The organism is Streptomyces sp. NPDC085596 (genome assembly GCF_044541565.1).
Taxonomy (GTDB): domain Bacteria; phylum Actinomycetota; class Actinomycetes; order Streptomycetales; family Streptomycetaceae; genus Streptomyces.
The window spans coordinates 384,468-410,803 of sequence record NZ_JBITTC010000002.1 but is presented as its reverse complement, the minus strand read 5'-3'; the positions used below and the strand labels follow the sequence as shown (position 1 = coordinate 410,803).

Annotated in this window: 21 protein-coding genes; 10 read left to right on the top strand and 11 right to left on the bottom strand. The window is 71.5% G+C overall.

Annotation, left to right across the window (positions count from 1 at the left end):
• Nucleotides 1-133: 133 nt before the first annotated feature.
• The 7 genes from ACIGA3_RS07510 to ACIGA3_RS07480 all read right to left on the bottom strand — a co-directional run bounded on the left by ACIGA3_RS07510 (nt 134) and on the right by ACIGA3_RS07480 (nt 9,416).
• Nucleotides 134-1,339: an acyl-CoA dehydrogenase family protein gene (locus ACIGA3_RS07510; RefSeq protein ID WP_399711479.1), complete on the bottom strand. Its 1,206-nt coding sequence runs from the start codon at nt 1,337-1,339 to the stop codon at nt 134-136.
• 3 nt (nt 1,340-1,342) lie between these two features.
• Nucleotides 1,343-1,855 (bottom strand): MaoC family dehydratase, encoded by a 513-nt coding sequence (locus ACIGA3_RS07505; RefSeq protein ID WP_361113603.1) that lies wholly within the window; start codon nt 1,853-1,855, stop codon nt 1,343-1,345.
• Nucleotides 1,856-1,857: 2 nt separating this feature from the next.
• The gene (locus ACIGA3_RS07500; RefSeq protein ID WP_399711478.1) at nt 1,858-2,823 is read right to left on the bottom strand and encodes an HpcH/HpaI aldolase/citrate lyase family protein; all 966 of its coding nucleotides are present in this window, start codon (nt 2,821-2,823) and stop codon (nt 1,858-1,860) included.
• The gene (locus ACIGA3_RS07495; protein WP_399711476.1) at nt 2,820-4,865 is read right to left on the bottom strand and encodes a protein meaA; all 2,046 of its coding nucleotides are present in this window, start codon (nt 4,863-4,865) and stop codon (nt 2,820-2,822) included. The genes ACIGA3_RS07500 and ACIGA3_RS07495 overlap by 4 nt, the downstream gene beginning before the upstream one ends.
• 9 nt (nt 4,866-4,874) lie before the next feature.
• A complete protein-coding gene (gene ccrA / locus ACIGA3_RS07490; protein WP_399711474.1) occupies nt 4,875-6,218 on the bottom strand; it encodes a crotonyl-CoA carboxylase/reductase in 1,344 nt (447 codons plus the stop codon).
• 422 nt (nt 6,219-6,640) lie between these two features.
• Nucleotides 6,641-7,456, bottom strand: coding sequence for a TetR family transcriptional regulator (locus ACIGA3_RS07485; RefSeq protein ID WP_399712484.1), 816 nt, complete (start codon nt 7,454-7,456; stop codon nt 6,641-6,643).
• A 154-nt stretch (nt 7,457-7,610) separates the two neighbouring features.
• A complete protein-coding gene (locus ACIGA3_RS07480) occupies nt 7,611-9,416 on the bottom strand; it encodes a 3-hydroxyacyl-CoA dehydrogenase family protein (RefSeq protein ID WP_399711472.1) in 1,806 nt (601 codons plus the stop codon).
• A gap of 352 nt (nt 9,417-9,768) precedes the next feature.
• Here ACIGA3_RS07480 and ACIGA3_RS07475 point away from each other — a divergent pair, with 352 nt between their 5' ends.
• Nucleotides 9,769-10,353 (top strand): adenylosuccinate lyase, encoded by a 585-nt coding sequence (locus tag ACIGA3_RS07475; RefSeq protein ID WP_399711471.1) that lies wholly within the window; start codon nt 9,769-9,771, stop codon nt 10,351-10,353.
• On the opposite strand, the gene ACIGA3_RS07470 is transcribed toward ACIGA3_RS07475, so the two are convergent.
• From ACIGA3_RS07470 to ACIGA3_RS07460, 3 genes are all read right to left on the bottom strand, one after another.
• Complete coding sequence (locus tag ACIGA3_RS07470; protein ID WP_399711469.1) at nt 10,335-10,844, bottom strand: GNAT family N-acetyltransferase; 510 nt, start codon at nt 10,842-10,844, stop codon at nt 10,335-10,337. The two genes, ACIGA3_RS07475 and ACIGA3_RS07470, sit on opposite strands and share 19 nt — an antisense overlap.
• An 80-nt stretch (nt 10,845-10,924) precedes the next feature.
• Nucleotides 10,925-12,487, bottom strand: coding sequence for an alpha/beta hydrolase (locus ACIGA3_RS07465; protein WP_399711467.1), 1,563 nt, complete (start codon nt 12,485-12,487; stop codon nt 10,925-10,927).
• Between the two features lie 141 nt (nt 12,488-12,628).
• Complete coding sequence (locus ACIGA3_RS07460; RefSeq protein ID WP_399711465.1) at nt 12,629-13,675, bottom strand: Rv2578c family radical SAM protein; 1,047 nt, start codon at nt 13,673-13,675, stop codon at nt 12,629-12,631.
• A gap of 132 nt (nt 13,676-13,807) precedes the next feature.
• On the opposite strand from ACIGA3_RS07460, the gene ACIGA3_RS07455 reads away from it, so the two are divergent.
• The 9 genes from ACIGA3_RS07455 (at nt 13,808) to ACIGA3_RS07415 (ending at nt 25,864) form a co-directional block, all read left to right on the top strand.
• On the top strand, nt 13,808-14,251 hold the full coding sequence (locus ACIGA3_RS07455) for an SRPBCC family protein (protein WP_399712481.1): 444 nt from the start codon (nt 13,808-13,810) through the stop codon (nt 14,249-14,251).
• 152 nt (nt 14,252-14,403) lie between these two features.
• Complete coding sequence (locus ACIGA3_RS07450) at nt 14,404-16,812, top strand: MFS transporter (RefSeq protein WP_399711463.1); 2,409 nt, start codon at nt 14,404-14,406, stop codon at nt 16,810-16,812.
• A 144-nt stretch (nt 16,813-16,956) separates the two neighbouring features.
• Complete coding sequence (locus tag ACIGA3_RS07445) at nt 16,957-19,374, top strand: SpoIIE family protein phosphatase (RefSeq protein WP_399711461.1); 2,418 nt, start codon at nt 16,957-16,959, stop codon at nt 19,372-19,374.
• A 76-nt stretch (nt 19,375-19,450) separates the two neighbouring features.
• Nucleotides 19,451-20,170: a class I SAM-dependent methyltransferase gene (locus tag ACIGA3_RS07440; RefSeq protein WP_399711459.1), complete on the top strand. Its 720-nt coding sequence runs from the start codon at nt 19,451-19,453 to the stop codon at nt 20,168-20,170.
• A 74-nt stretch (nt 20,171-20,244) separates the two neighbouring features.
• On the top strand, nt 20,245-21,078 hold the full coding sequence (locus ACIGA3_RS07435; protein WP_399711458.1) for a M55 family metallopeptidase: 834 nt from the start codon (nt 20,245-20,247) through the stop codon (nt 21,076-21,078).
• Nucleotides 21,071-22,375 (top strand): M20/M25/M40 family metallo-hydrolase, encoded by a 1,305-nt coding sequence (locus ACIGA3_RS07430; protein WP_399711456.1) that lies wholly within the window; start codon nt 21,071-21,073, stop codon nt 22,373-22,375. Before ACIGA3_RS07435 ends, ACIGA3_RS07430 begins: the two co-directional genes overlap by 8 nt.
• Nucleotides 22,376-22,390: 15 nt before the next feature.
• Nucleotides 22,391-24,358: a prolyl oligopeptidase family serine peptidase gene (locus ACIGA3_RS07425; protein WP_399711454.1), complete on the top strand. Its 1,968-nt coding sequence runs from the start codon at nt 22,391-22,393 to the stop codon at nt 24,356-24,358.
• Nucleotides 24,355-25,278 carry an LD-carboxypeptidase gene (locus tag ACIGA3_RS07420; protein ID WP_399711452.1) on the top strand — a complete coding sequence of 308 codons (924 nt, stop codon included), beginning with the start codon at nt 24,355-24,357 and terminating at the stop codon, nt 25,276-25,278. The genes ACIGA3_RS07425 and ACIGA3_RS07420 overlap by 4 nt, the downstream gene beginning before the upstream one ends.
• Nucleotides 25,279-25,312: 34 nt before the next feature.
• Nucleotides 25,313-25,864: a GNAT family N-acetyltransferase gene (locus tag ACIGA3_RS07415; protein WP_399711450.1), complete on the top strand. Its 552-nt coding sequence runs from the start codon at nt 25,313-25,315 to the stop codon at nt 25,862-25,864.
• An 18-nt stretch (nt 25,865-25,882) separates the two neighbouring features.
• On the opposite strand, the gene ACIGA3_RS07410 is transcribed toward ACIGA3_RS07415, so the two are convergent.
• A complete protein-coding gene (locus ACIGA3_RS07410) occupies nt 25,883-26,230 on the bottom strand; it encodes a VOC family protein (protein WP_399711448.1) in 348 nt (115 codons plus the stop codon).
• Nucleotides 26,231-26,336: the final 106 nt, after the last annotated feature.

The following is a 26,336-nucleotide window of genomic DNA, read 5'->3' as shown; positions in this document are numbered from 1 at the left end:
GGGGACGGCGGCTTTCCGGGGATCGTACCGGGCGCGGGGCGCAACTGGGCAAGCCAGGAAGCCGAGTCGGCGGCCGAAGAGCGTCGACGGGGTGTGATCTTCTTCTCGGAGAAAACACCCCGTCCCGGTACAATCAGCCCTGGAATCGATACTCTTCGAGCAGTCGGCGGCCGATGATCATTTTCTGGATCTCGGCGGTACCCTCGCCGATCAGCAGCATCGGCGCCTCGCGGTACAGGCGCTCGATCTCGTACTCCTTGGAGAAGCCGTAGCCGCCGTGGATGCGGAAGGCGTCCTCCACGACCTCCTTGCAGTACTCGGAGGCGAGGTACTTGGCCATTCCCGCCTCCAGGTCGTTTCGCTGCCCGGAGTCCTTTTTGCGTGCCGCGTTGACCATCATCGCATGCGCGGCCTCGACCTTGGTGGCCATCTCGGCCAGCTTGAACTGGATGGCCTGGTGCTGGGCGATCTGCTTGCCGAAGGTGTGCCGCTGCTGGGCGTACCGCACACCCAGCTCGAACGCGCGCTGCGCGACACCGCAGCCACGGGCCGCCACATTGACGCGGCCGACCTCGACGCCGTCCATCATTTGGTAAAAACCCCGGCCCGTGACGCCGCCGAGCACCCGGTCCGCGGGCACCCGCAGACCGTCCATGATCAGCTCGGTGGTGTCGACGCCCTTGTAGCCCATCTTGTCGATCTTGCCGGGGATGGTGAGCCCGGGCCGGACCTCGCCGAAGCCGGGCTCCTTCTCCACCAGGAAGGTCGTCATGGACTTGTGGGGCGCGGTGCCCTCGGGGTGTCCTTCGTCACTGCGGACCAGAACGGCCACCAGCGAGGACGTGCCGCCGTTCGTCAGCCACATCTTCTGGCCGTTGAGGACGTACTCCTCGCCGTCCTTCACCGCCTTGGACGTGATGGCCGACACGTCCGAGCCGAGCGCCGGCTCCGACATCGAGAAGGCGCCCCGGATGTCGCCGAGGGCCATCTTCGGCAGGAAGTGGTCCTTCTGCTCCTGCGTGCCGTGCTGCTTGAGCATGTACGCAACGATGAAGTGCGTGTTGATGATCCCGGAGACCGACATCCAGCCGCGGGCGATCTCCTCCACACACAGCGCGTAGGTGAGCAGCGACTCGCCCAGGCCCCCGTACTCCTCGGGGATCATCAGACCGAAGAGGCCGAGTTCCTTGAGGCCGTCCACGATCGCTTGCGGGTACTCGTCGCGGTGCTCCAGCTCGGTGGCGACCGGGATGATCTCCTTGTCCACGAAGTCGCGGACGGTGGAGAGGATCTCCTGCTGGATGTCCGTCAGCCCTGCGGTCTGGGCGAGTCGGGCCATGGCCTACTTCTCCTGCTGCTTGAGTTCCGGGCGGCCCGGCTGCTCGCCGCCGCGCTCCTTGATGTACGTCTCGGTCGGCACCATGACCTTGCGGCGGAAGACGCACACCAGGGTGCCGTCCTGCTTGTAGCCCTTGGTCTCCACGTGCACGATCCCGCGGTCGTTCTTCGACTTCGACGGCCACTTGTCGAGCACGGTCGTCTCGCCGTAGATCGTGTCGCCGTGGAAGGTCGGCGCCACGTGCTTGAGCGACTCGATCTCCAGGTTGGCGATCGCCTTGCCGGACACGTCCGGCACCGACATGCCGAGCAGCAGGGAGTAGATGTAGTTGCCCACCACCACGTTCTTGCCGAAGTCGGTCGTGCTTTCGGCGTAGTTGGCGTCCATGTGGAGCGGGTGGTGGTTCATGGTGAGGAGGCAGAAGAGATGGTCGTCGTACTCGGTGACCGTCTTGCCGGGCCAGTGCTTGTAGACGGCCCCGACCTCGAACTCCTCGTAGGTGCGCCCGAACTGCATGCTCACGCCTCCGGAATCTCGAACTTGGTCGTCCGCCGCATCCCGGCCGCGCGGCCCTTGCCCGCGATGACCAGGGCCATCTTGCGGCTGGCCTCGTCGATCATCTCGTCGCCGAGCATCGCCGAACCCTTCTTGCCGCCCGCCTCGGAGGTGCAGTACTCGTAGGCGTCCAGGATCAGCTCGGCGTGGTCGTAGTCCTCCTGCGAGGGCGAGAACACCTCGTTGGCCGCGTCCACCTGGCCGGGGTGCAGCACCCACTTGCCGTCGAAGCCGAGCGCGGCGGCGCGGCCGGCGACCTCGCGGAAGCCGTCGACGTTGCGGATCTGGAGGTAGGGGCCGTCGATCGCCTGGAGGTCGTTGGCGCGGGCGGCCATCAGGATCTTCATCAGGATGTAGTGGTAGGCGTCCGCCGGGTAGCCGGGCGGCTGCTCGCCCACGACCAGGGTCTTCATGTTGATCGACGCCATGAAGTCGGCCGGACCGAAGATGATCGTCTCGATACGTTGACTGGCCTGAGCGATCTCATTGACGTTGTTGAGGCCCTGTGCGTTCTCGATCTGCGCCTCAATGCCGATGCGGCCGACCTCGAAGCCCATCGTCTTCTCGATCTGCGTCAACAGCAGATCAAGAGCGACGACCTGCTGGGCGTTCTGCACCTTGGGAAGCATGATGCAGTCAAGGTTCGGGCCGGCGCCCTCCACCACCGTCACGACATCCCGGTACGTCCACTCGGTCGTCCAGTCGTTGACCCGTACGACCCGCGTCTTGCCGGTCCAGTCGCCCTCGTTGAGGAACTTGACGATGGTGTGCCGCGCCTCCGGCTTGGCGAGCGGCGCGCACGCGTCCTCCAGGTCCAGGAAGACCTGGTCGGCCGGGAGACCCTGCGCCTTCTCCAGGAACCGCGGATTGCTCCCCGGCACCGCGAGACAGGAGCGGCGCGGGCGAAGGCGGTTGACAGGGGACGTCATGCGGGGACCTCCAGGGGGTCGAGCTTGTTCGCTTTGCGGATCTCGTCGACGATACGGCCGATGATTCCGGTGATGTCGAAGTCCTTCGGGGTGAACACGGCCGCCACACCGGCCGACTTCAGCAGTTCGGCGTCCGCGTTCGGGATGATCCCGCCCGCGATCACCGGGATGTCGTGCGCCCCGGCCTCGCGCAGCCGGTCCAGCACGTCCGGCACCAGCTGGGCGTGCGAGCCGGACAGGATGGACAGGCCGACCGCGTGCACGTCCTCCGCGAGGGCCGCGTCCACGATCTGCTCCGGGGTCAGCCGGATGCCCTGGTAGACCACCTCGAACCCGGCGTCCCGGGCGCGTACGGCGATCTGCTCGGCGCCGTTGGAGTGCCCGTCCAGGCCCGGCTTGCCGACCAGGAACCGCAGCTTGCCCACGCCCATGTCACGGGCGGTGGCGTCCACCCGCGCCCGCACCCCGGCCATCGCCGAACCCGCCTCGGCGGGGACCGCCACGGGGGCGGAGGAGACACCGGTCGGCGCCCGGTACTCGCCGAACACCTCGCGCAGCGCCCCCGCCCACTCGCCGGTCGTGACGCCGGCGCGGGCGCACTCCAGGGTGGCCTCCATGAGGTTGGCGGTGCCCTTGGCGGCCTCCTTCAGTTTCTCCAGCGCCTTGCAGGGGCGCGGGTGGTTGAAGGGCGGCTGGTAGCGGGTGTCCCGCCAGGTGCTCAAGCCGGTGATCACCCGGTTCTCGACGGCCGGGTCGACCGTCTGGATCGCGGTGTCCAGGTCGGCGGTGAGCGGGTTCGGCTCGGTGGTCTCGAAGATGTTGACGCCGATGATCTTCTCGTCGCCCGACTCGATCCGCGCCCGCCGCTCGGCGTGCGAGGCCACCAACTGGGCCTTGAGATAACCGGATTCGACGGCGGCCATCGCGCCGCCCATCTTCTCGATCCGGGCCATCTCCGCGAAGGAGTCGTCGACCAGGGAGGCCACCTTCTCCTCGATGACGTGCGAGCCGGCGAAGATGTCCTCGTACTCCAGCAGATCGCTCTCGTGCGCCAGCACCTGCTGGATGCGCAGCGACCACTGCTGGTCCCAGGGGCGGGGCAGGCCCAGCGCCTCGTTCCACGCGGGCAGCTGCACCGCACGCGCGCGTGCGTCCTTGGAGAGGGTGACGGCCAGCATCTCCAGCACGATCCGCTGGACGTTGTTCTCCGGCTGCGCCTCGGTCAGGCCGAGCGAGTTGACCTGGACGCCGTAGCGGAACCGGCGCTGCTTGGGATTCTCGATGCCGTACCGCTCGCGGGTGACCTGGTCCCAGATGCGGCCGAACGCCCGCATCTTGCACATCTCCTCGACGAAGCGGACGCCCGCGTTGACGAAGAAGGAGATCCGGGCCACCACGTCGCCCATGCGCTCCTCGGGCACCTGGCCCGAGTCGCGCACCGCGTCCAGCACCGCGATCGCGGTGGACATGGCGTACGCGATCTCCTGGACCGGCGTGGCCCCGGCCTCCTGCAGGTGGTAGCTGCAGATGTTGATCGGGTTCCACTTGGGGATGTGGGACACCGTGTACGCGATCATGTCGGTCGTCAGCCGGAGCGAGGGTCCCGGCGGGAAGACGTGCGTCCCGCGCGAGAGGTACTCCTTGACGATGTCGTTCTGGGTCGTGCCCTGGAGCCGGGTGATGTCCACACCCTGCTCCTCGGCGACGACCTGGTAGAGCGCCAGCATCCACATGGCGGTGGCGTTGATCGTCATCGAGGTGTTCATCTGGTCCAGCGGGATGTCCTGGAACAGCCTGCGCATGTCACCCAGATGCGAGACGGGCACGCCGACCCGGCCGACCTCGCCGCGGGCGAGGATGTGGTCGGCGTCGTAGCCGGTCTGGGTGGGCAGGTCGAACGCCACCGACAGACCGGTCTGGCCCTTGGCGAGGTTGCGCCGGTACAGCTCGTTGGACGCCTCCGCCGTCGAGTGCCCGGCGTAGGTCCGCATGAGCCACGGACGGTCCTTCTGGCGCGCCTGCGGCGCCTGACGCTCTGTCACTTGCGCTCCTCAGACGTTCCGGAAGCGGTTGATCGCGTCGATGTGCTCGGCGCGCAGCTCGGCGTCGCGCACGCCGAGTCCCTCCTCGGGGGACAGGCACAGCACGCCGACCTTGCCCTGGTGGAGGTTGCGGTGCACGTCGTACGCGGCCTGGCCGGTGTCCTCCAACGAGTACACCTTCGACAGCGTCGGGTGGATCTTGCCCTTGGCGATCAGGCGGTTGGCCTCCCACGCCTCGCGGTAGTTGGCGAAGTGGGAGCCGATGATGCGCTTGAGCGACATCCACAGGTAGCGGTTGTCGTACTCGTGCATGTAGCCCGAGGTCGAGGCGCAGGTGGTGATGGTGCCGCCCTTGCGGGTGACGAAGACGCTCGCGCCGAAGGTCTCGCGGCCGGGGTGCTCGAAGACGATGTCGATGTCCTCGCCGCCGGTCAGCTCGCGGATGCGCTTGCCGAAGCGCTTCCACTCCTTCGGGTCCTGGGTCCGCTCGTCCTTCCAGAACTTGTAGCCCTCGGCGTTGCGGTCGATGATCGCCTCGGCGCCCATCGAGCGGCAGATGTCCGCCTTCTGGTCGCTGGAGACGACGCAGACCGGGTTGGCGCCGCCGGCCAGCGCGAACTGGGTGGCGTACGAGCCGAGTCCGCCGCTCGCGCCCCAGATCAGCACGTTGTCGCCCTGCTTCATCCCGGCGCCGTTGCGGGAGACGAGCTGGCGGTAGGCGGTGGAGTTGACCAGACCGGGGGCGGCGGCCTCCTCCCAGCTCAGGTGGCCGGGCTTCGGCATCAGCTGGTTGGACTTGACGAGCGCTATCTCCGCCAGCCCGCCGAAGTTGGTCTCGAAGCCCCAGATGCGCTGCTCGGGGTCGAGCATCGTGTCGTTGTGGCCGTCCGAGGACTCCATCTCGACGGAGAGACAGTGCGCGACGACCTCGTCACCGGGCTTCCAGGCGTTCACGCCGGGACCGGTGCGCAGGACGACGCCCGCGAGGTCGGAGCCGATGATGTGGTACGGCAGGTCGTGCCGCTTGGCCAGCTCGTTCGTGCGGCCGTAGCGCTCCAGGAACCCGAAGGTGGACAGCGGCTCGAAGATCGAGGTCCACACCGAGTTGTAGTTCACCGAGGAGGCCATGACGGCCACCAGGGCCTCGCCGGGGCCCAGCTCGGGCAGCGGCACCTCGTCGAGGTGGGTGGACTTGCGCGGGTCCTTGTCACGGGTCTCCAGGCCCGCGAACATCTCCGTCTCGTCCTTGTGCACGGTGATGGCGCGGTACGACTCGGGCAGCGGGAGCGCGGCGAAGTCGGCGGACGTGGCGTCCTGCGACTGGATCGCGGCGAGGATGTCCTTCACGGTCACGGTATTGCCTCCGGCGGTGAACGCCCCTGAGGGAGGGGGCGCTGGGGTTTCGTCGGTGCGGGAAGTGCGCTCGGGGTGCGAGGGGTGTGCCGTCTGTTGGGCGGCTGATGCTTCGGCGGCGCTTTGTGGCGCGGGAGGTTGCCTGTGACGCAGGCGTCCGGACGCGCGAGCCGGGTGGCTTGCGGGGACAGCCGACGCGCGGGATTTCGCTACGCGCCGGCCGTCCGGACACTCTCAACGTATGACACCGCGTGTCAGGCTGCAAGGCACTGAGTGCCAGAACTTCCCCTCACATGAAATCTTTACGTAACAAATGAGCGATGATCGATCGAATGAGGTCGGAGAGCCCGGTCAAATCGGCCCCCGGAATGTCAAAACGGCCACCCCGGAGGGTGGCCGTCGTCGCAGGGGGAGAAAGCCGCTCAGCGCTCCTTGAGTGCCTGCTCGATGGTCCGCATGACCTCGTCCAACGGCGCGTCGGTACGGGCGACCGTCACCAGCACCTCGCCGTGCGCGGAGGCCGTCGCCGGGGCCGGGGTGGTACCGGCGGCCGTGCTCCGGCCGGCGCCGATGCCGGTGCCGAAGGTCCGGCGGACGATGGCGAAGGCGTGGTCGAGCTGCGCCTCCACCTCACCCTGGCCGTCGGCCCGCAGCCAGCGCCGCAGCACATGGTTGTGGGCGGTGACCACGGCGGACGCGGCGACCTCGGCCAGCAGCGGGTCGTCGTTGGCGTCGTCGGCGTGCGCCCGCTCGTCGAAGTGGCCCAGCAGATAGCGGGTGAACAGCCGCTCGTAGCGGGCCACGGAGGCGATCTCCGCCTCGCGCAGGGTCGGCACCTCGCGGGTCAGCCGGTAGCGGGCCACCGAGATCTCCGGCTGGGCCGCGTACATCTTCATGACTTCCTTGATCCCGCGGCACACGGTGTCGAGCGGATGCTCGTGCGCCGGGGCGGCGTTGAGCACCGCCTCGGCCCGGATCAGGGTGTCGTCGTGGTCCGGGAAGATCGCCTCTTCCTTGGAGCGGAAGTGGCGGAAGAAGGTGCGGCGGGCGACCCCGGCCGCCGCGGCGATCTCGTCGACGGTGGTCGCCTCGTACCCCTTGGCCGCGAAGAGTTCCATCGCGGCGGCCGCCAGTTCCCGGCGCATCTTCAGCCGCTGGGCGGCGGCGCGACCGCCCACGGCGCTCTCCGGTGCGTCGGAGGATGCGGATGTACGTGAGGACCTGACGGGCTGGGACATGACCCGAACGTACTGCATGGACGCCGTCGCACGCGCGGGTGCCTGGTGGCCGGAGCCCTCGCCCTCGGGGCGGGCGGGAGCCCGGCCGGGCGGGGTGAGGCCGCCCGGTTCGAGCAGCCCGCCCCACTCCGGCCGGTCCCGGAAACCGTCGCCGTCAGCGGCGGGCATACTCGCGGAAGCCCCGGCCGGTCTTGCGGCCCAGGCAGCCCGCCGCCACCAGGTGCTCCAGCAGCGGCGCGGGGGCGAGACCCGGATCGCGAAACTCGCGGTGCAGCACCTTCTCGATGGCCAGCGAGACGTCCAGCCCGACCACGTCCAGCAGTTCGAACGGGCCCATCGGGTAGCCGCCGCCCAGCCGCATCGCCGCGTCGATGTCGTCCAGGGTCGCGTAGTGCTCCTCGACCATCTTGATCGCGTTGTTCAGGTACGGGAACAGCAGCGCGTTCACGATGAAGCCGGCCCGGTCGCCGCAGTCCACGGGGTGCTTGCCCAGCCGGGCGCAGACCTCACGGACGGTGGCGTGCGTGTCGTCGGCGGTGAGCACCGTGCGCACCACCTCGACCAGCTTCATCGCCGGGGCCGGGTTGAAGAAGTGCATGCCGATCACGTCCTGCGGGCGCGAGGTGGCGCGGGCGCAGGCCACGACGGGCAGCGAGGAGGTGGTGGTGGCCAGGACCGCGCCCGGCTTGCAGACCTTGTCCAGCGCCTGGAACAGCTGCCGCTTGACGTCCAGGTCCTCCGCGACGGCCTCCACGGCCAGGTCGACGTCGGCGAACGCCTCGTAGCTGCCCGCCGGGGTGATCCGCTCCAGCATCCCGGCGGCCGACTCGGCGGTCAGGCGGCCCTTGGCGACCGACCGGTCCAGCGACTTGCCGACGCGCGCCTTGGCGGCCTGCGCCTTCTCCTCGCTGCGGGCGGCCAGGATCACCTCGAACCCAGCCTTGGCGAACACCTCCGCGATGCCCGACGCCATCGTGCCGGACCCGGCCACGCCCACCGAGCGCACCGTACGGCCCGTCGTCGCGGCGCTGCCGGACGCCGGGGTGAGGGCGTCCGGGACGGTCTCGGCGCTGCCGGGGGCCGCGTAGGTGTAGAAGCCGCGCCCCGCCTTGCGGCCGGTCAGGCCCGCCTGGCTGAGCTGCTTCAGGATCGGCGCCGGGGCGTGCAGCCGGTCGCGGGACTCGGCGTACATCGCCTCCAGGACCCGGCGGGCGGTGTCCACGCCGATCAGGTCCAGCAGGGCGAGCGGGCCCATCGGCAGACCGCAGCCCAGCCGCATCGCCGCATCGATGTCCTCGCGGGAGGCGTACCGCGCCTCGTACATCGCGGCGGCCTGGTTCAGATAGCCGAACAGCAGGCCGTCGGCGACGAATCCGGGGCGGTCGCCGACCCGGACCGGTTCCTTGCCCAGCTCGAACGCGAGGTCGGTGACGGCGGTGACCGCCTGCGGCGCGGTCAGCACCGAGGACACGACCTCGACCAGCTTCATCGCCTGCACCGGGTTGAAGAAGTGCAGGCCGAGGACGCGCTCGGGGTGGTCCGAGCCGGCGGCGAGCCGGGTGACCGACAGCGCGTTGGTGCCGGTGGCCAGGATCGTCTCCGGCCGCACCACCCGGTCCAGTTCGGAGAGGATCTGCTGCTTGATCTCGTACGACTCCGGGGCCACCTCGATCACGAGGTCGGCGTCGGCCGCCGCCGCGAGGTCGGTGGAGGTGGTGACCCGGTCCAGCACGGCGGCGCGCTCCGGCTCGGTGAGCCGGCCGCGCTCGACGGCGCGGGCGGTGGAGCTCTCCAGCGCCTTGACGCACTTGGCGGCCTGGACGGCGTCGATGTCGATGCCGACCACCTCGCGGCCGGCCCGTGCCAGGACCTCGGTGAGACCGGTGCCCATGGTGCCGAGGCCGACCACGGCGATCGTCCGGAGCGGGGAGGGAGGGGTGTGGGACAGGGGAGTGGCCATCGCGGAACTCCAGGAAGAGTGGTGACGACGAGGGAACGCGCCGGACGCGTGAAGACGCACACGCGACGGAGCGCGGGGATGCGGGTGTTGCCGGGCCGCGAAGCGCACACGCCCGGTGCCGTCATGTCGGGCGCGCACACGCCCTGGACGGTCCAACTTGCCGACCGGCCCTGTCCCGGAGCCGGGTCGTGCTCTCGACGGTTGCGTCACCAGACCGTCGCCAGCCGAAGCGCGAGTGGGTAACTCGCTCGTCTGAGCTTAACCAGTGAGTAACGAGCGCGCCAGTGGCGGGCGCCAACTCGGCTTTGTGATGTACCTCCCTCTACCGTCATCACGCGCCTACGCTGGGTGCGTGGACGAAGAGTTGCGAGTGCTCACCGAACGCTTACGGCAGGAGTCGCGGGGCGGGGCCGCGTACGAGAGGCTGGTGGGCACCGGGGATCACGACGAGCTGGCCGACGTGCTCACCGCGCCCGGACAGCCTTTGTGGGCCAGGGAGTTGGCCGCGTACCGGCTCGGAGTCGGCGGGGACCGGCGGGCGTTCGAGTCCCTGGTGCTGCTCCTCAACCACCGCGACCCGCCCCGCTGCGCCTCGGCCGCCGAAGCACTCGCCGCCCTCGGCGACCCACGCACCGCCCGCGCGGCCGCCGCCCTCGCCACCAACGAACTCCGCGTCGCCTACGCCCTGCACCCGGTACGGCTCCTCGTCCGCCTGCGCGCCCCCGAGTCCGTCCCCGCCCTCATCACCACCCTCGAACGCCGCCTCCGCCCCCACGACCCCTACCGCCGCGTCGCCCTCGCCTGCGTGGACGGCCTCGGCACCCTGGCCGACCCAAGAGCAAAGCGAGTCCTGACAGAGGCCCTGGCCCACCCGTCCCTGGCGGAGGCGGCGATGACGGCACTGGGCCGCATTCCACGTCAGCAGCGGCGGAGTTGAGATCTCGCGTACCGCACCTCCGGGACCGACGTGCCGTCCTCCTCGCCGTCCGGGCGGAAGCCCGCCCGCTCGTAGAAGCGCCGGGCGCGGGTGTTGTCCCGCAGGACCCAGAGCAGCATGCGCGGTTGGGCGGCACTGCGGGCGAGTGCCTCGGTGAGCAGGGCCCGTCCGACGCCGGTCCCGATGTGTGCGGGGTCGGCGTAGAGCGCGTACAACTCGGCTTCCTCGGTGTGGGTTTCACCGTCCCGGTACGGTCCCACCGAGGCCCAGCCGACGACCCGTCCCGCGCGTTCGGCGACCAGGTGGGTGGTGGGGTCGTCCGTGCGCGCGAAGTGGGCCCGGCGGCGCTCGGCGTCCGCCTCGACGCTCAGCTCGTCGAGGTCCGACTGCGGCATCAGTCCCTGGTAGGCGTGCCGCCAGCCTGTCACGCGGATCTCGGCCACGCGGTCGCAGTCGGAGAGGGCCATCGGGCGGATGCTGAGAGTGTCCATGGCGGGGAGCCTAGGGAGGGGCATTGGCCGGCGCCCCGGATTTTCCGGTGCCCGCCGGAGCGGCGGGCACCGGCGGGGCCTCAGCGACGGAAGCCCAGCAACCCGTGGAGGGTCGAGCCCTTGGAAGCGGCGGGAGCCGATTTCGCGGTCAGGGGTTTTGGGGCGGGGGACTTGTCGCAGACGGCGTCGATCTCCCCGCGGCCGCGGGGGACCGTGCCGTTGGTGAGGTAGGTGGCGAGGTGGTCGTCCAGGCAGGAGTTGCCGGTGAGGGTCAGGCCGTGGTTGCCGCCGCCCTGTTCGACGATCAGGCTGGAGTGGGCCAGGAGGCGGTGGGTCGTCAGACCGCCCGAGTAGGGGGTCGCGGCGTCGTCCGTCGCCTGGAAGAGGAGGGCCGGGGGGAGCTTGCCGTTGGCGATGTTGACCGGCTCGCGAGGGGGCGTCGGCCAGAACGCGCAGGGGGCGTTGTACCAGGTGTTGTTCCAGGTCATGAAGGGCGACTTGCGGTGTGCCGCCCAGGTGTCCCGCGACCAGCGCCGCCAGTCGCGCGGCCAGGCCGCGTCCCGGCACTGAACGGCCGTGTAGACGCTGTAGTTGTTGGCCCCGGCCGCGTCGACGGCGGCGAAGTTCTCGTACGCCTCCTCCAGCGGCCCGGTGTCCTTGTCGTGGACGTAGGAGGCGAGCGCCTCGGCGAGGTAGGGCCAGTAGCCGTCGTAGTAGCCGCCCGGCATATAAGTGTCCTCCAGCTCGGCGGCGCCCACCTTGCCGCCCGCCGGGTCCTTCGCCAGCGCGGCCCGCATCGCGTACCAGTCGGCCTCGATCCGCGCGGGGTCGGTGCCCAGGCCGTACGCCTCGTCGTGCCCGGCGATCCACGCCATCAGGGCCTTGTGCCGGGCGTCGAAGGCGTGGTCCTGGGTGAGGTTGTCCTCGTACCAGACGCCGGTCGGGTTCACGATCGAGTCCAGCACCAGGCGGTGCACCCGCGTGGGGAAGAGCTTGGCGTAGACCGCGCCGAGGTAGGTGCCGTAGGAGTAGCCGAGATAGCTGAGGCGCTCGGCGCCCAGGGCCTCGCGGACGGACTCCAGGTCGCGGGCGGCGGAGACGGTGTCGATGTACGGCAGTACATCCGCGTGCGCCTTGCCGCAGGCGGTGGCGAAGGACCGCACCCGGTCCAGGTTCCGCCGCTCCAGCTCGGGCGTTGCCGGGACGGTGTCGGGGCGTACCGGCGCGAAGTGGTCCGGGGCGCAGTTCAGCGCCGGGGTGCTCTTGCCGACGCCGCGCGGGTCGAACCCGATGACGTCGTACTGCGCGGCCACCTTCGCGGGCAGCGCGGAGGCGATGAAGCCGGCGAGGGTGAGACCGCTCCCGCCGGGGCCGCCGGGGTTGACCAGCAGCGGGCCCTGGGAGGTCGGCGCGGTGTGCGGGACGCGGGACAGGGCGAGCGTGATCTGCCGCCCGGCGGGCCGCGCGCGGTCCAGCGGGACCTTCAGGGACGCGCACTGGAGGGTCGGGTAGTCACCGGTGCCGCAGTCCTTCCAGGTCAGGCCCGGCGCGGCGGGGGCGGGGGCGGCCTGGACGGGCAGGGCGGTGGCCGAGGCGGCCAGCAGGACGGCCGTCGCGCCCAGTACGGCTGCGCGTGTTCTCATGCGTGGGTACTCCACGGGACGGAGGATGGCGCGGACCGCGAGGGCCGCGGTCCTCGCGGCATCGTCCCTGCAATCCACGTCTCCGGCGCACGTCCGCCCCGTACTTGACCCGAACGGGTCGCCCGATGCCCTCGAACGCCCTCACATGAGGGTGAGCTGCGTCGGCTCGGTCTCCGCCGGCCGCTCCTCCGGCCGCTCCGGGCGGATGCGCCGGGTGGCGCCCGCGCGGGTCGGCCCGATGCCGTACTCCCGCGCCAGCTCGTGCACCTGGCGGGTGACCCGGCGCTGGTACCAGGTGGGGGCGTAGGAGCCGCCCGCGTACAACCGCTCGTAGCGGGCCACCAGGTGCGGATGGTGCTGAGCGAGCCAGCTCATGAACCACTCCCGCGCGCCGGGCCGCAGATGCAGCACCAGCGGGGTCACCGAGGTGGCCCCGGACTCCGCGATGGCGCGCACGGTGTCGCGCAGCCGCTCGGGCTGGTCGCTGAGGAACGGGATCACCGGGGCCATCAGCACCGCGCAGCCGATGCCGTGTTCCCTGAGCGTGCGGACCACGTCGAGCCGCCGCTCGGGCGCCGGGGTGCCCGGCTCCACCGTGCGCCACAGCTCGGGGTCGGTGAAGCCCACGGAGACCGAGATGCCGACGTCGGTGACCTCGGCCGCGCGGACCAGCCGGTCCAGGTCGCGCAGGATCAGGGTGCCCTTGGTGAGGATGGAGAAGGGGTTGGCCCGCTCGGTGAGGGCGTCGATGATCCCCGGCATCAGCCGGTAGCGGCCCTCGGCGCGCTGGTAGCAGTCGACGTTGGTGCCCATCGCCACGTGCTCCCCGCCCCAGCGCGGCGAGGCCAGCTGGCGGCGCAGCACCTCGGGCGCGTTGACCTTGACCACGATCTGCGAGTCGAAGCCGAGACCGGTGTCCAGGTCCAGATAGCTGTGCGTCTTGCGGGCGAAGCAGTACACGCAGGCGTGCGAGCAGCCCCGGTAGGGGTTCACCGTCCATTCGAACGGCATCCGGGACGCGCCCGGCACCCGGTTCAGGATCGAGCGGGCCCGGACCTCGTGGAAGGTGATGCCCCGGAACTCGGGGGTGTCGAAGGTGCGGGTGACGACGGCGTCCGCGCCGAACAGCGCGCCGTCGGGGGTCCGGCCGTGACCACCGGACTCGTCGGTCAGGTTCTCCCAGCGCATGACGCCTCCTCGGTAGCTCGCACCCAGAATAGAACATCTGTTCCCATGATCGGGCGGACCCCGATTTGGGCGGCCGGACGCCGGGGTGGTTGGCTTGCCGAAACCCTGAGGAATGAGCTCGTGGAGGAAGCAATGGCGCAGGTCGAGGCCACTACGGAACGGGTCGTCGCGGCGGACGCGGAGAAGGTGTTCGACGCCCTCGCCGACTACCGGGGCACGCGTCAGCGGCTGCTCCCGGAGCACTTCAGCGAGTACGAGGTGCGCGAGGGCGGCGACGGCGCGGGCACCCTCGTCCACTGGAAGCTCCAGGCCACCAGCAAGCGTGTACGCGACTGCCTGCTGGAGGTCGGCGAGCCCACCGACGGCGAGCTGGTCGAGAAGGACCGCAACTCCACCATGGTCACCACCTGGCGCGTCACCCCGGCCGGAGAGGGCCGTTCCCGCGTCGTGGTCACCACCACCTGGAAGGGCGCCGGCGGCGTCGGCGGCTTCTTCGAGCGCACCTTCGCCCCCAAGGGCCTCGGCCGCATCTACGACTCGGTGCTCGACAAGCTCGCCGCCGAAGTCGAGAAGTAAGCCTCAAAAACCGGCCGGTGAGGGGCCGTTGTTCCCCTCACCGGTTCGAGTGATTGCCGCCGAGACCGGATTCATGCCGTAACTCGCCGTATGTGTTCGCAGTTGTCGCGTAACGCGGGATGTGCGACAGGTGTGAGCGAGGGGAGCGGTACGTGGGCGGAACGACGCTGGTGTGCGAGGAGCCGGCCGCCGAGGCGGCGCCGGTTCCGGTCGAACACCTGGACCCACCACCCGCCCCCGGACCCGAACTCGGCGCGCGCCAGGTGCGGTTGGTCTTCGTCGGGCTGATGCTCGCGCTGCTGCTGGCCGCGCTGGACCAGATGATCGTCGCCACCGCGCTGCCGAAGATCGTCGGCGAGCTGCACGGCCTGGACAAGATGTCCTGGGCGATCACCGCCTACCTGCTGACCTCCACCATCGGCCTGCCGCTCTACGGCAAGCTCGGCGACCTCTTCGGCCGCAAGGGCGTCTTCCAGTTCGCCATCCTGGTCTTCGTCATCGGCTCCGCCCTCGCCGGGCGCGCCCAGAGCATGGACCAGATGATCGCCTTCCGCGCGGTCCAGGGCATCGGCGCGGGCGGCCTGATGATCGGCGTGCAGGCGATCATCGCCGACATCGTGCCGCCCCGGGAACGCGGCCGCTACATGGGCCTGATCGGCGCCGCCTTCGGCCTCGCCTCCGTCGCCGGACCCCTGCTCGGCGGCTACTTCACCGACCACCTCTCCTGGCGCTGGTGCTTCTACATCAACGTCCCCTTCGGCCTGGTCACCCTCGCCGTCGTCGCCGCCGTGCTGAAGCTGCCCCGGCCCAGGACCCGCGCCCGGCTCGACGTACTCGGCGCGCTGCTGCTCGCCGCAGCCTCCACCTGCCTGGTGCTGCTGACCAGTTGGGGCGGCACCGAGTACGCCTGGGACTCCAAGGAGATCATCGGCCTCGGCGCGGGCGCGCTCGCCGCCGTCGTCCTCTTCGTCGCCGCCGAGCACTTCGCCGCCGAACCCCTCATCCCGCTCCGGCTGTTCCGGGACTCCGTCTTCAACATTACCGGCCTGGTCGGACTGGTCATCGGCGTCGCCCTGTTCGGCGCGGCCAGCTATCTGCCGACCTTCCTCCAGATGGTCGACGGGGCCAGCGCCACCGAGTCCGGGCTGCTGATGCTGCCCATGATGGCGGGCATCGTCGGCGCCTCCGTCATCGGCGGCCAGCTCATCAGCCGCACCGGCCGCTACAAGGTCTACCCGCTGCTCGGCAGCGCGCTGTCCGCGCTCGGCATGTGGCTGCTGTCCCGGCTGGAGGTCGACACCTCCCGGCTGGCCTACAGCGTCTGGATGGCCGTACTCGGCACCGGCATCGGCCTCGTCATGCCCGTCCTGGTGCTCGCCGTGCAGAACTCCGTGCGCCCCGCCGACCTCGGCACCGCCACCAGCGCAAACAACTACTTCCGTCAGATCGGCGGCAGCGTCGGCGCCGCCATCTTCGGCACCCTCTTCGCCGACCGGCTCACCGACGCCCTGCGCGAGGACCTCCCGCCGGACGCCTCGGCCGCGCTGCCCGACCCCGAGGCGATCACCCCGCAGCTGGTGCACGCGCTGCCCCCGGCGCTCCGCGACGCCTACATCCACGCCTACGCCGACGCGATGCCCCGGATCTTCCTGTACCTGGTGCCGGTGCTCGTCCTCGGTCTGATCATCGCCTTCTTCCTCAAGGAGAAACCCCTGGTGTCCCAGCACGCCCCCACCGCCACCGACCCGGACACCGTGCCGGTCAGCGTCCCCGTACCGCCCCAGGCCCGTTCGCCGCACGCCGCCGGGATCGCGGTCTGCGGCACCGTCCAGCACCCGGACGGCACCGTGGTGCCCCGCGCCGCGCTCACCCTCATCGACATCGCCGGAGTGCAGATCGGCCGGGGCGCCAGCGGCGACGACGGCCGCTACGCCCTCGCCACCCCCGGCTCCGGCTCGTACGTGCTGATCGCGGCGGCCGGCGGCCATCAGCCACAGGCCGTCTCCGTCACCGTCGGCGAACGGCCCGTCGAACTGGACGTGGTCCTCGGCGGCGCCGGACGCCTCGCGGGCGCCGTGCTCACCGCCGACGGCAGCCCCGTACGCGACGCGACCGTCACGCTCACCAATGTGCACGGCGAGGTCGTCGCCGCCACCCGCAGCGGCCGCGAGGGCGGGTACGTCATCACCGAGCTGGTCGCGGGGGAGTACACCCTCGCCGCCAGCGCGCCCGCCTTCCGGCCGGCCGCCCTGCCGGTCAGCGTCCAGGCGTCCCGCGAGACCCGTCAGGACGTCGAACTCGCGGGCGGAGCCGTGCTCAAGGGCACCGTCCGGGCCGGGGGAGGGCGGGCCGTGGAGGACGCCCGCGTGACCCTGCTCGACGCGGCCGGAAACGTCGTCGACACCCTCACCACGGGCGCCGACGGCACCTTCCGCTTCGTCGACCTCTCCTCCGGCGAGTACACCGTCATCGCCGCGGGCTACCCGCCGGTCGCCACCGTGCTCCAGGTCGCGGGCGGCGGCCGCACGGAGCGTGACCTGCAGCTGGGGCACGAGGACTGAGCGGTACGGGCCCTCTCGGGCACGGCGCGATCTCGGGGGACGGAATTCACGGATTGCCACACATGGCGACGTGACTCCCCCGTACGGTAGTGGCGGGCGGCATTGATCGTTCGCGTACAGCCGTGGGGAGAGAGGGCCTGGGCCATGGACCGTGGCAGCGAGCGGGACGCGTCTCCCGGCCGCGGTGCGGAGAACCCCGCGGCGGGCCGGATTCCGCTGGCCGTGGTGATCGTCGACCGCGCGGGCCTGGTGTCCCACTGGAGCAGCGGGGCCGGGCGGATGTTCGGCCCCGGCCGGGACGCGGCCGTCGGGCAGCCCGTCGCGGACCTGCTGCCCGTCTCCGGCGCTCTTCCGGACGACCTCCAGGACGACACGCCCGACGACGGTGCCGGCCCCGACCTGGAGACCTCCCTCGGCGGGCACACCGGCTACCCGACCGCGGGCCGTGCCCGGCTCACCCCGCCCGGGCGCGGGGAGGACGAGCGGATCGACGTGGTGTGGTGGGCCTACCCGCTGGTCGGGCCGGGGCCCTCCCGGCTGCTGGTGCTCGCCGCCGACGCCACCCGGCTGCGCGAGGCGCGTGGCCACCTCGACGAGGGCACCGAACGCATCGCGCCCGGCTTCGCCCGCCACACCGAACTGCCCACCGCCGCCGACCTGGAGCGCCGGCTGCCCGAGATCCTGCCCAACATGGGGCCCGGACTCAGCGCCCGCATCGTCTCCCAGGTCCTCGAACTCGGCTATCCGGTACTGGAGTTCAGCCAGTTCGAGCGGGTGCCCGTCACGCCGTACTGGGGTGTGCCCCGGCGCCCCGGCCGCTCTGACAGCGTTGTCCCGCATCCTCGTACCGAGCCCCTAATCCCGGCCGACGCGCTGGCCGACCTCGAGTACGCGGCCGTGCGGGAGCGGCTGGAGTTCCTCAACGAGGTCAGCTCCGGCATCGGCACCTCCCTCGACCTCGGCGAGACGATCCGCGAGGTCACCAGCGCGGCCGTACCCCGGTTCGCGGACTTCGCCGGCACCCATCTGCGGGCCGCCGTCCTCGCGGGCGAGGGCTTCCCCGACGGGCCGCCCGACGCCAGCACCGTGATGCACCGGGTCTGGGTCGAGCACAACGACGAACCCGGCCGCTGGGACGACACCGTGCCGGTCGGCGAGGCGTTCGCCTTCCCCGAGCACACGCCGTTCTACCAGTGCATGGTCACCGGCGAACCGGTGCTCATCCCGAGGATCAGCGAGGAGCTGGGCAACCGGATCTCCGGCGAGTTCGAGAAGCGGGACCTCAGGCCCCTCATCAACGGCCGCTCCCTGCTGATCGTCCCGCTCAAGGCGCGCAATGTGGTCCTCGGCTTCATGGTGCTGCTGCGCCGCGCGGACCGGCTCCCCTTCGACGGCATCGACCGCACCACCGGTGCCGAACTCGCCGCCCGCGCGGGGCTCGTGCTCGACAACGCGCGCATGTACACGTACCAGGAGAACGTCGCCGAGACCCTCCAGGACAGCATGCTGCCGCAGGTCGCCCCGCGCATGGCCGGGTGCGACGTGGCGACCCGCTATCTGCCCGGCACCCTGCTCGGCCGGATCGGCGGCGACTGGTTCGACACCGTCAAGCTGCCCGGCTCGCGTACGGCGCTGGTCGTCGGCGACGTGATGGGGCACGGGCTCAACTCGGCGGCGATGATGGGCCAGTTGCGCACCGCGGTCCAGACCATGGCCGTGCTGGAGACCCCGCCCGCCCAACTGCTGCGCAACCTGGACGACTTGGCGCGGCGGCTCGGCGAGAGCTACCTCGCCACCTGTCTCTACGCCGTCTACGACCCGATCCGCGGCGAGTTGCAGATCGCCAACGCAGGGCACATCCCGCCCGTGCTGGTGCGCGCGGCGGACGGCGGCAGCGAACTGCTCGAACTGCCCACCGGCGCGCCCATCGGCGTCGGCGGGGTGCCCTTCGAGGCGACCACGGTACGGGTCGCGCCCGGCGACCGGCTGGTGCTGTGCACGGACGGCCTGGTGGAGGTGCGCGGCTCCGACATCGGGGAGGGGCTGGCCGCGCTCTGCGAGTCCGCCGCGCATCCGGCCGCCTCGATGGACGCCGCCTGCGACACCATCATCCGCGCCCTCAACACCCGTGGCGGCCGCAAGGACGACGTGGCCCTGCTGATGGCCCGGCTCAACGGCATCCCCGACGACCATGTCGCCCAGTGGCGGCTGGACGCCGACCCGCGCGAGGTGTCCCGGGCCCGGCACCTGGTCCGCGAGCAACTGCTGAAGTGGGGCCTGCCGCAGGCGGTGGACACCGCGCGGCTGCTGGTCAGCGAGGTCGTCACCAACGCGGTACGGCACGGCGGGGGAGGCCCGGTCGGGCTCCGCGTGGTCCGCACCGAGGACCTGCTGTTCGAGGTCACGGACGAGGAGCCGGAGCTGCCCGACATGCGTACGGCCGGACCGGACGACGAGGCGGGCCGGGGCCTGCGCGTGGTCAGCCGGCTGGCGAAGGAGTGGGGCGCGACGGTGAGCGGGCACCACAAGACGGTGTGGTTCGAGCAGGCGCTGATCCCGTAAAGGTGCCGGTGGACCCCTTGCCTGGGCGCGTTCGGCGCGATATCCCGATCAAGGCACCGACCTTGGGGAGATCGCAGTGAACGTTTCCGACGACTACCGCTCCAACTGGGAGAGTTACTGGCGGGAGACCTCGGACGAGCGGGGGGACGCGATCTGGGACGCCGACCCCTCGCTGACCGCCGAGCCCCACAGCGAACTCCTCCTGCCGCACGCCGACGCCGGCCGCCTCATCGTGGACCTCGGCTGCGGCAACGGCACCCAGACCCGCTACCTCGCCACCCGGTTCGCCCGCGCGGTCGGCGTCGACCTCTCGCACGCCGCGATCGACCACGCCCGCCGTGCCACGGCCGGCGCCTCCGCCGAGTTCGAGCAGCTCGACCTGACCGACACCGACGCGGTACGCGCCCTGCACGCCCGCCTCGGCGACGCCAACGTCTACATGCGTGCCGTCATCCACCAGAGCGAACCCGCGGCCCGGCCCTTGGTCGCAGCCGCCGTGGCCGAACTTCTCGGGGAGTCGGGCCGTGCCTTTGTCGTCGAACTGACCTCCGCGTCCCGCGACGTCCTCCAGCGAGCGGCCACGGGCCCCGCCGGCCCACCCCCGAAACTCCGCCGCGTCTTCCACCATGACCTGAAGCCCGCGGCCGCCCCGGACGAGGAGATCCCCCGCCTCCTGACCGAAGCGGGCCTCAAGATCCTGGCCACCGGCGAAACCGCCCTCCCCCAGACCGAACACTTCCCGGACGGCACCCGCATCGACCTGCCGGCCAGGTGGTTCGTGCTGGCGCGGGAGTGAGAACAGCGCAGGCCGGGCGGCGGCCCAGGGCCGGGTCGTAGCCGCCGCCGGGCGGGGCGCGTAACCTGCGCGGCATGAAGATCCTCATCAGTGCCGACATGGAAGGCGCCACCGGGGTCACCTGGCCCGCCGATGTGCTGCCGGGGACTGCGGAGTGGGAGCGGTGCCGGGGGATGTTCACGTCCGATGTGAACGCCGCCGCGCTCGGCTTCTTCGACGGTGGGGCCGATCAGGTGCTCGTCAACGAGGCGCACTGGACCATGCGGAACCTGCTGCTGGAGCGGCTGGACGAGCGGGTCGAGATGCTGACCGGGCGGCACAAGGCGCTGTCGATGGTGGAGGGCGTCCAGCAGGGCGACATCGACGGCATCGCGTTCGTCGGCTATCACGCGGGCGCCGGCATGGAGGGCGTCCTCGCCCACACCTACCTCGCCAACCAGATCACCGGGGTCTGGCTGAACGACGTACGAGCCAGCGAGGGCCTGCTCAACGCGCATGTCGTCGCGGAGTACGGGGTGCCCGTGGTGCTGGTCACCGGGGACGACCTGGCCTGCGAGGACGCGCTCGGCTACGCGCCCGAGGCGCTGAAGGTCGCGGTGAAGGACCATGTCTCGCGGTACGCGGCCGTGTGCCGTACCCCGGCCCGCACCGCCGCCGACATCCGGGCGGCGGCCAAGGAGGCGGCCCGGCTGGCCGTACGGCAACAGCCTTCGCGGCAGGGGCCGTTCACCGTCGCCGTGGAGTTCGACGCCGAGCATCTGGCGATGGCCGTCACCGTGGTGCCGGGCGTCGCCAGGACCGGGGAGCGGAAGGTGGCGTACACCACCGACACGATGTACGAGGCAATTCGCACGTTCAAGGCGGTCACCACGATCGCCTCGGCCGCCGTGGAGGAGCAGTATGGCTGACCAGCGGGCGCTGGACGAGGTGGTCGAGTTCACCTCCGAGCTGATCCGGATCGACACCACCAACCGGGGCGGCGGCGACTGCCGGGAGCGGCCCGCCGCCGAGTACGCCGCCGAACGGCTGGCCGGCGCGGGCCTCGAACCGCTGCTGCTGGAGCGGACGCCGGGGCGCGGCAACGTCGTCGCCCGGGTCGCGGGCACCGACCCGTCCGCCGACGCGCTGCTGGTCCACGGGCATCTGGACGTGGTGCCCGCCGAGGCCGCCGACTGGAGCGTGCACCCCTTCTCCGGCGAGGTCCGCGACGGCGTGGTCTGGGGTCGCGGCGCCGTCGACATGAAGAACATGGACGCGATGATCCTGGCCGTGCTGCGCGGCTGGGCCCGGCAGGGCGTGCGGCCGCGCCGGGACCTCGTCATCGCGTTCACCGCCGACGAGGAGGCCAGCGCCGAGGACGGCTCCGGCTTCCTCGCCGACCGGCACCCCGAGCTGTTCGAGGGCTGCACGGAGGCCATCGGGGAGTCCGGCGCCTTCACCTTCCACGACGGCACCGGGCGCGAGATCTACCCCGTCGCGGCGGGGGAGCGGGGCACCGGCTGGCTGCGGCTCAGCGCCGGCGGGCGCGCCGGGCACGGCTCCAAGGTGAACCGGGAGAACGCGGTGACCCGGCTCGCCGCCGCCGTCACCCGTATCGGCGAGCACCAGTGGCCGCTGCGCATCACCCCGACCGTGCGGGCCGCGCTCACCGAACTCGCCGCGCTCTACGGGCTGGAGGCCGACTTCGACGACATGGAACTGCTGCTGGACAAGCTCGGCCCGGCCGCCAAGCTGGTCGAGGCGACCGTCCGCAACAGCGCCAACCCGACCATGCTGGAAGCCGGTTACAAGGTGAACGTCATCCCCGGCGAGGCCCACGCGCACATCGACGGACGCTTCCTGCCGGGCGGCGAGGAGGAGTTCGAGTCCACCCTGGACCGGCTCACCGGACCCGACGTGGACTGGGAGTACGTGCACCGCGAGGTCGCCCTCCAAGCCCCGCTCGACGTACCGCTGTTCGCACGGATGCGCTCGGCCGTGGAGGAGTTCGCGCCCGGCGCGCACGTCGTCCCGTACTGCATGTCCGGCGGCACCGACGCCAAGCAGTTCTCCCGGCTCGGCATCACCGGCTACGGCTTCGCCCCGCTGCGCCTGCCCGAAGGCTTCGACTACCAGGCGCTGTTCCACGGCGTCGACGAACGCGTGCCCGTGGAGGCGCTCCAGTTCGGTGTCCGCGTCCTCGACCGCTTCCTGCGGACGGCCTGACCGATGGGGGGAGAGATGGGGGAAGAGACGCGGGTCCAGCCGTACGGTTCGTGGCCCTCGCCCGTCGACGCGGTGCTCGCCGCCGCGCACGACGGACACCCCGAGTGGGTGGGGTTCGTCGCGGACGAGGTCTGGTGGACCGAGCCCCGGCCCGCCGAGGGCGGCCGCCGGGCCCTGGTGCGCCGGACGGCCGACGGCGCCGAGGAACCGGTGCTGCCGCCGCCGTGGAACGTGCGCAACCGCGTCATCGAGTACGGCGGCCGCCCCTGGACCGCCGCCCCCGGCACGGACCGGCCACTGGTCGTCTTCACCCACTTCGACGACCAGCGGCTCTACCGCTACGAACCCGGCGGCGGCGAGCCGGTCCCGCTGACCCCGCTGTCCCGGGTCGGCGGCGGACTGCGCTGGGCCGAACCGGAGTTGGACCTGGAGCGTGGGGAAGTCCGCTGCGTGCTGGAGGAGTTCACCGGCGAGGGAAGTGGCGACGTACGGCGCGTGCTTGCCGCCGTACCGCTGGACGGCTCGGCCGCCGACGACCGGTCGGCCGTACGCGAACTCATCGAGGAACGGCACCGGTTCGTCACCGGCGCACGTGTGTCCCCGGACGGGCGCAAGGCCGCGTGGCTCGCCTGGGACCATCCGCGCATGCCCTGGGACGGCACCGAGCTGCTTGTCGCGGAGATCGGCGACGACGGCCGCTTCCGGGACGTGCGCACGGTCGCCGGGGGTGACGACGAGGCCATCGCCCAGGTGGAGTGGGCGCCGGACGGGCGGCTGCTGTACGCGAGCGACCGGGGCGGCTGGTGGAACCTGTACCGGGACGGCGTACCGCTGTGCCCGCGCCAGGAGGAGTTCGGCGGGCCGCTGTGGAAGCTCGGCCAGCGCTGGTTCGCCCCCCTGGCGGACGGGCTGCTCGCGGTCCTGCACGGGCGTGGCGCCGCCGTGCTCGGGATACTCGACCCCGAGACCGGTGAGATCGCCGACGCGGCCGGTCCCTGGACCGAGTTCGCGTCCTCCCTCGCCGCCCACGGCAGCCGCGTCGCGGCCATCGGCGCGAGTCCCCGCACCGGGTACGAGGTGATCGAGCTGGACACCGGCACCGGCCGCGCCCGCACGGTCGGCGCCCGGCACCGGGACCCCGTCGACCCCGCGTACTACCCCGAGCCGGAGGTCCGCACCTTCACCGGGCCCGGCGGCCGCGCGGTGCACGCGCACGTCTATCCGCCGCGGCACCCCGAAATCACCGGTCCCGAGGACGAGTTGCCGCCCTACGTGATCTGGGCGCACGGCGGCCCCACCAGCCGGGTCCCGCTCGTGCTGGACCTCGCCATCGCCGCCTTCACCTCACGCGGCATCGGCGTCGCCGAGGTCAACTACGGCGGCTCCACCGGGTACGGCCGCGACTACCGCGAGCGGCTGCGCCACCAGTGGGGCGTGGTCGACGTGGAGGACTGCGCGACGGTGGCCCTCGCGCTCGCCGAGGAGGGCACGGCCGACCGGAACCGGCTCGCGATCCGGGGCGGCAGCGCGGGCGGCTGGACCACCGCGGCCTCCCTGACCAGCACCGATGTCTACGCCTGCGGCACGATCAGCTACCCCATCCTCGACCTCACCACCTGGGGCCCTGGCCGCACCCACGACTTCGAGTCCCGCTACCTGGAGTCCCTGGTCGGCCCCTTCGCGGAGGTCCCCGAACGCTACGCCCAGCGCTCGCCCACCACCCGCGCCGACCGGCTCACCGCCGCCTTCCTGCTCCTCCAGGGGCTGGACGACGTCATCTGCCCGCCCGAGCAGTGCGAGCGCTTCCTCGACCGCATCGCGGACCGGGGTGTCCCGCACGCCTACCTCACCTTCGCCGGCGAGGGCCACGGCTTCCGCCGCGCCGACACCATGGTCCGCGCACTGGAAGCCGAACTGTCCCTCTACGCCCAGGTGTTCGGCCTCGACCTGCCCGGCGTCCCGAAACTGGAGCTGGACACGTGAAGCAACTCCTGCGCCCCGCCCGGCTCGCCCCCGGCGCCCGTGTGGCCGTGGTCGCGCCCAGCGGGCCGGTGCCCGAGGAACGGCTGCGCGCGGGGCTCGACGTCCTGCGCGGCTGGGGCCTGGACCCGGTCGCCGCACCCCATGTGCTGGACCGGCACGGCGAGTTCGGCTACCTCGCCGGCACCGACGCCGCCCGCGCCGACGACCTCCAGCGGGCCTGGTGCGATCCGTCGGTGGACGCGGTGCTCTGCGCGCGCGGCGGCTACGGCGCCCAGCGGATGGCCGACCTGCTCGACTGGGAGGCGATGCGCGGGGCCGGACCGAAGGTGTTCGTCGGCTTCAGCGACATCACCGCCCTGCACGAGGCGTTCGCCACCCGCCTGGGCCTCGTCACCCTGCACGGCCCGATGGCCGCCGGACTCGACTTCATCGGCAGCGAACGCGCCCGCGACCACCTCCACGCGACCCTCTTCACCCCGGAGAAGGTCCAGGAGATCGCCACCGCAGGCAAACCCCTCGTCCCCGGCCGCGCCCGAGGCACCACCCTCGGCGGCTGCCTCTCCCTCCTCGCGGCGGAACTCGGCACCCCGCACGCCCGCCCCTCCGCCCGAGGCGGCCTCCTCTGCCTGGAGGACGTCGGCGAGGAGACCTACCGCCTGGACCGCTACCTCACCCAGCTCCTCCGCTCCGGCTGGCTGGACCGCGCCCACGGCATCCTCCTCGGCTCCTGGCACGACTGCGACCCCTACGACACCCTCCGCCCCATGCTCACCGACCGTCTGGCCCCCCTGAACATCCCCGTCCTGGAGAACGCCGGCTTCGGCCACTGCCCGGACGCCCTGACGATCCCCTTCGGAACAGTGGCGGAACTCGACGCGGACGCGGGCACGTTGACCCTGGAGGAGCCCGCCCTGCTGTGACGCGAGGGCCGGTGGCCGGGCGTACGCTGGGCCGATGCCCCACACCGCGCCCCACTACCTCGCCCAGGGCCCCCGTGTGGCCATCCGCCGGTTCCGGATGGAGGACGGGGGCGAGTTCACCGCCCGGGTCAGTCAGAGCAAGGATCTGCACCGGCCGTGGCTGGTGATGCCCGACAGCGATGAGGCGTACGCCACCTACGCGGGGCGGCTGATCGGGGACGTGGGGCGGGCCGGGTTCCTGGTGTGCGAGCGGGACACGGGGGACATCGCCGGGTTCGTCAACATCAACAACATCGTCCGGGGCGGCTTCCAGTGCGGGGCGCTCGGGTACGGGGCGTTCGCGCACGCGGCCGGGCGGGGGCTGATGCGGGAGGGGCTGGAGCTGGTCATCGGGTACGCCTTCGGACCGCTCGGGCTGCACCGGCTGGAGATCAACGTACAGCCCGGCAACACCGCGTCCATCGCACTCGCGCGCGGCGCCGGATTCCGGCTGGAAGGGTTCTCGCCCGCGATGATCCAGGTCGACGGCGAGTGGCGCGACCACGAACGCTGGGCCCTCACCACGGAGATGCGGGACCGGGACTGACCCGGCCCCGCACCCGGCTCAGGCCGTTTGGTCGGCGTACTCGAAGATCGTGCCGTCCGGGTGCATCACCAGCAGATTCCGGCCCACCGGCGTCGGCACCGGGCCCGCGATGATCTGCGCGCCCATGTCCGAGAGCAGCCGGTGCGCCTCCTCGACATCCTTCACGGCGATCGTCGCCGTCACCTTGCGCAACACCTCCAGCTCCGCCTCCGGCCCGCTCATCAGCAGGAACGAGCCGATCGCGGCGACCCGTACCCCACCGCGCTCGAAGCGCGCCGCGGTGCCGCCCGCCAGCCGCTCGTAGAACGGGATCGCGGTTTCGAGGTCGTCGACGCAGATGCGCAGTGTGGCGCCAAGAATCTCCATGCTGACGAGCCTAGTTGGGGCGGGCCGGAGCGCACAGGCCGTCGCCGCGCATCGAGAGCGTGCGCGGCGGCCGGGTGACGTGGAACGGGTTTGGGTGCCGTGACCC

What these genes read in the sequence shown, in the direction of transcription:
- ACIGA3_RS07465 (WP_399711467.1), bottom strand. Translation starts at nt 12,487, where the DNA reads ATGAGAACACGCGCAGCCGTACTGGGCGCGACGGCCGTCCTGCTGGCC.
- ACIGA3_RS07500 (WP_399711478.1), bottom strand. Translation starts at nt 2,823, where the DNA reads ATGACGTCCCCTGTCAACCGCCTTCGCCCGCGCCGCTCCTGTCTCGCG.
- ACIGA3_RS07410 (WP_399711448.1), bottom strand. Translation starts at nt 26,230, where the DNA reads ATGGAGATTCTTGGCGCCACACTGCGCATCTGCGTCGACGACCTCGAA.
- ACIGA3_RS07455 (WP_399712481.1), top strand. Translation starts at nt 13,808, where the DNA reads ATGGCGCAGGTCGAGGCCACTACGGAACGGGTCGTCGCGGCGGACGCG.
- ACIGA3_RS07445 (WP_399711461.1), top strand. Translation starts at nt 16,957, where the DNA reads ATGGACCGTGGCAGCGAGCGGGACGCGTCTCCCGGCCGCGGTGCGGAG.
- ACIGA3_RS07470 (WP_399711469.1), bottom strand. Translation starts at nt 10,844, where the DNA reads ATGGACACTCTCAGCATCCGCCCGATGGCCCTCTCCGACTGCGACCGC.
- ACIGA3_RS07425 (WP_399711454.1), top strand. Translation starts at nt 22,391, where the DNA reads ATGGGGGAAGAGACGCGGGTCCAGCCGTACGGTTCGTGGCCCTCGCCC.
- ACIGA3_RS07505 (WP_361113603.1), bottom strand. Translation starts at nt 1,855, where the DNA reads ATGCAGTTCGGGCGCACCTACGAGGAGTTCGAGGTCGGGGCCGTCTAC.
- ACIGA3_RS07415 (WP_399711450.1), top strand. Translation starts at nt 25,313, where the DNA reads ATGCCCCACACCGCGCCCCACTACCTCGCCCAGGGCCCCCGTGTGGCC.
- ACIGA3_RS07460 (WP_399711465.1), bottom strand. Translation starts at nt 13,675, where the DNA reads ATGCGCTGGGAGAACCTGACCGACGAGTCCGGTGGTCACGGCCGGACC.
- ACIGA3_RS07510 (WP_399711479.1), bottom strand. Translation starts at nt 1,339, where the DNA reads ATGGCCCGACTCGCCCAGACCGCAGGGCTGACGGACATCCAGCAGGAG.
- ACIGA3_RS07485 (WP_399712484.1), bottom strand. Translation starts at nt 7,456, where the DNA reads ATGTCCCAGCCCGTCAGGTCCTCACGTACATCCGCATCCTCCGACGCA.
- ACIGA3_RS07480 (WP_399711472.1), bottom strand. Translation starts at nt 9,416, where the DNA reads ATGGCCACTCCCCTGTCCCACACCCCTCCCTCCCCGCTCCGGACGATC.
- ACIGA3_RS07430 (WP_399711456.1), top strand. Translation starts at nt 21,071, where the DNA reads ATGGCTGACCAGCGGGCGCTGGACGAGGTGGTCGAGTTCACCTCCGAG.
- ACIGA3_RS07435 (WP_399711458.1), top strand. Translation starts at nt 20,245, where the DNA reads ATGAAGATCCTCATCAGTGCCGACATGGAAGGCGCCACCGGGGTCACC.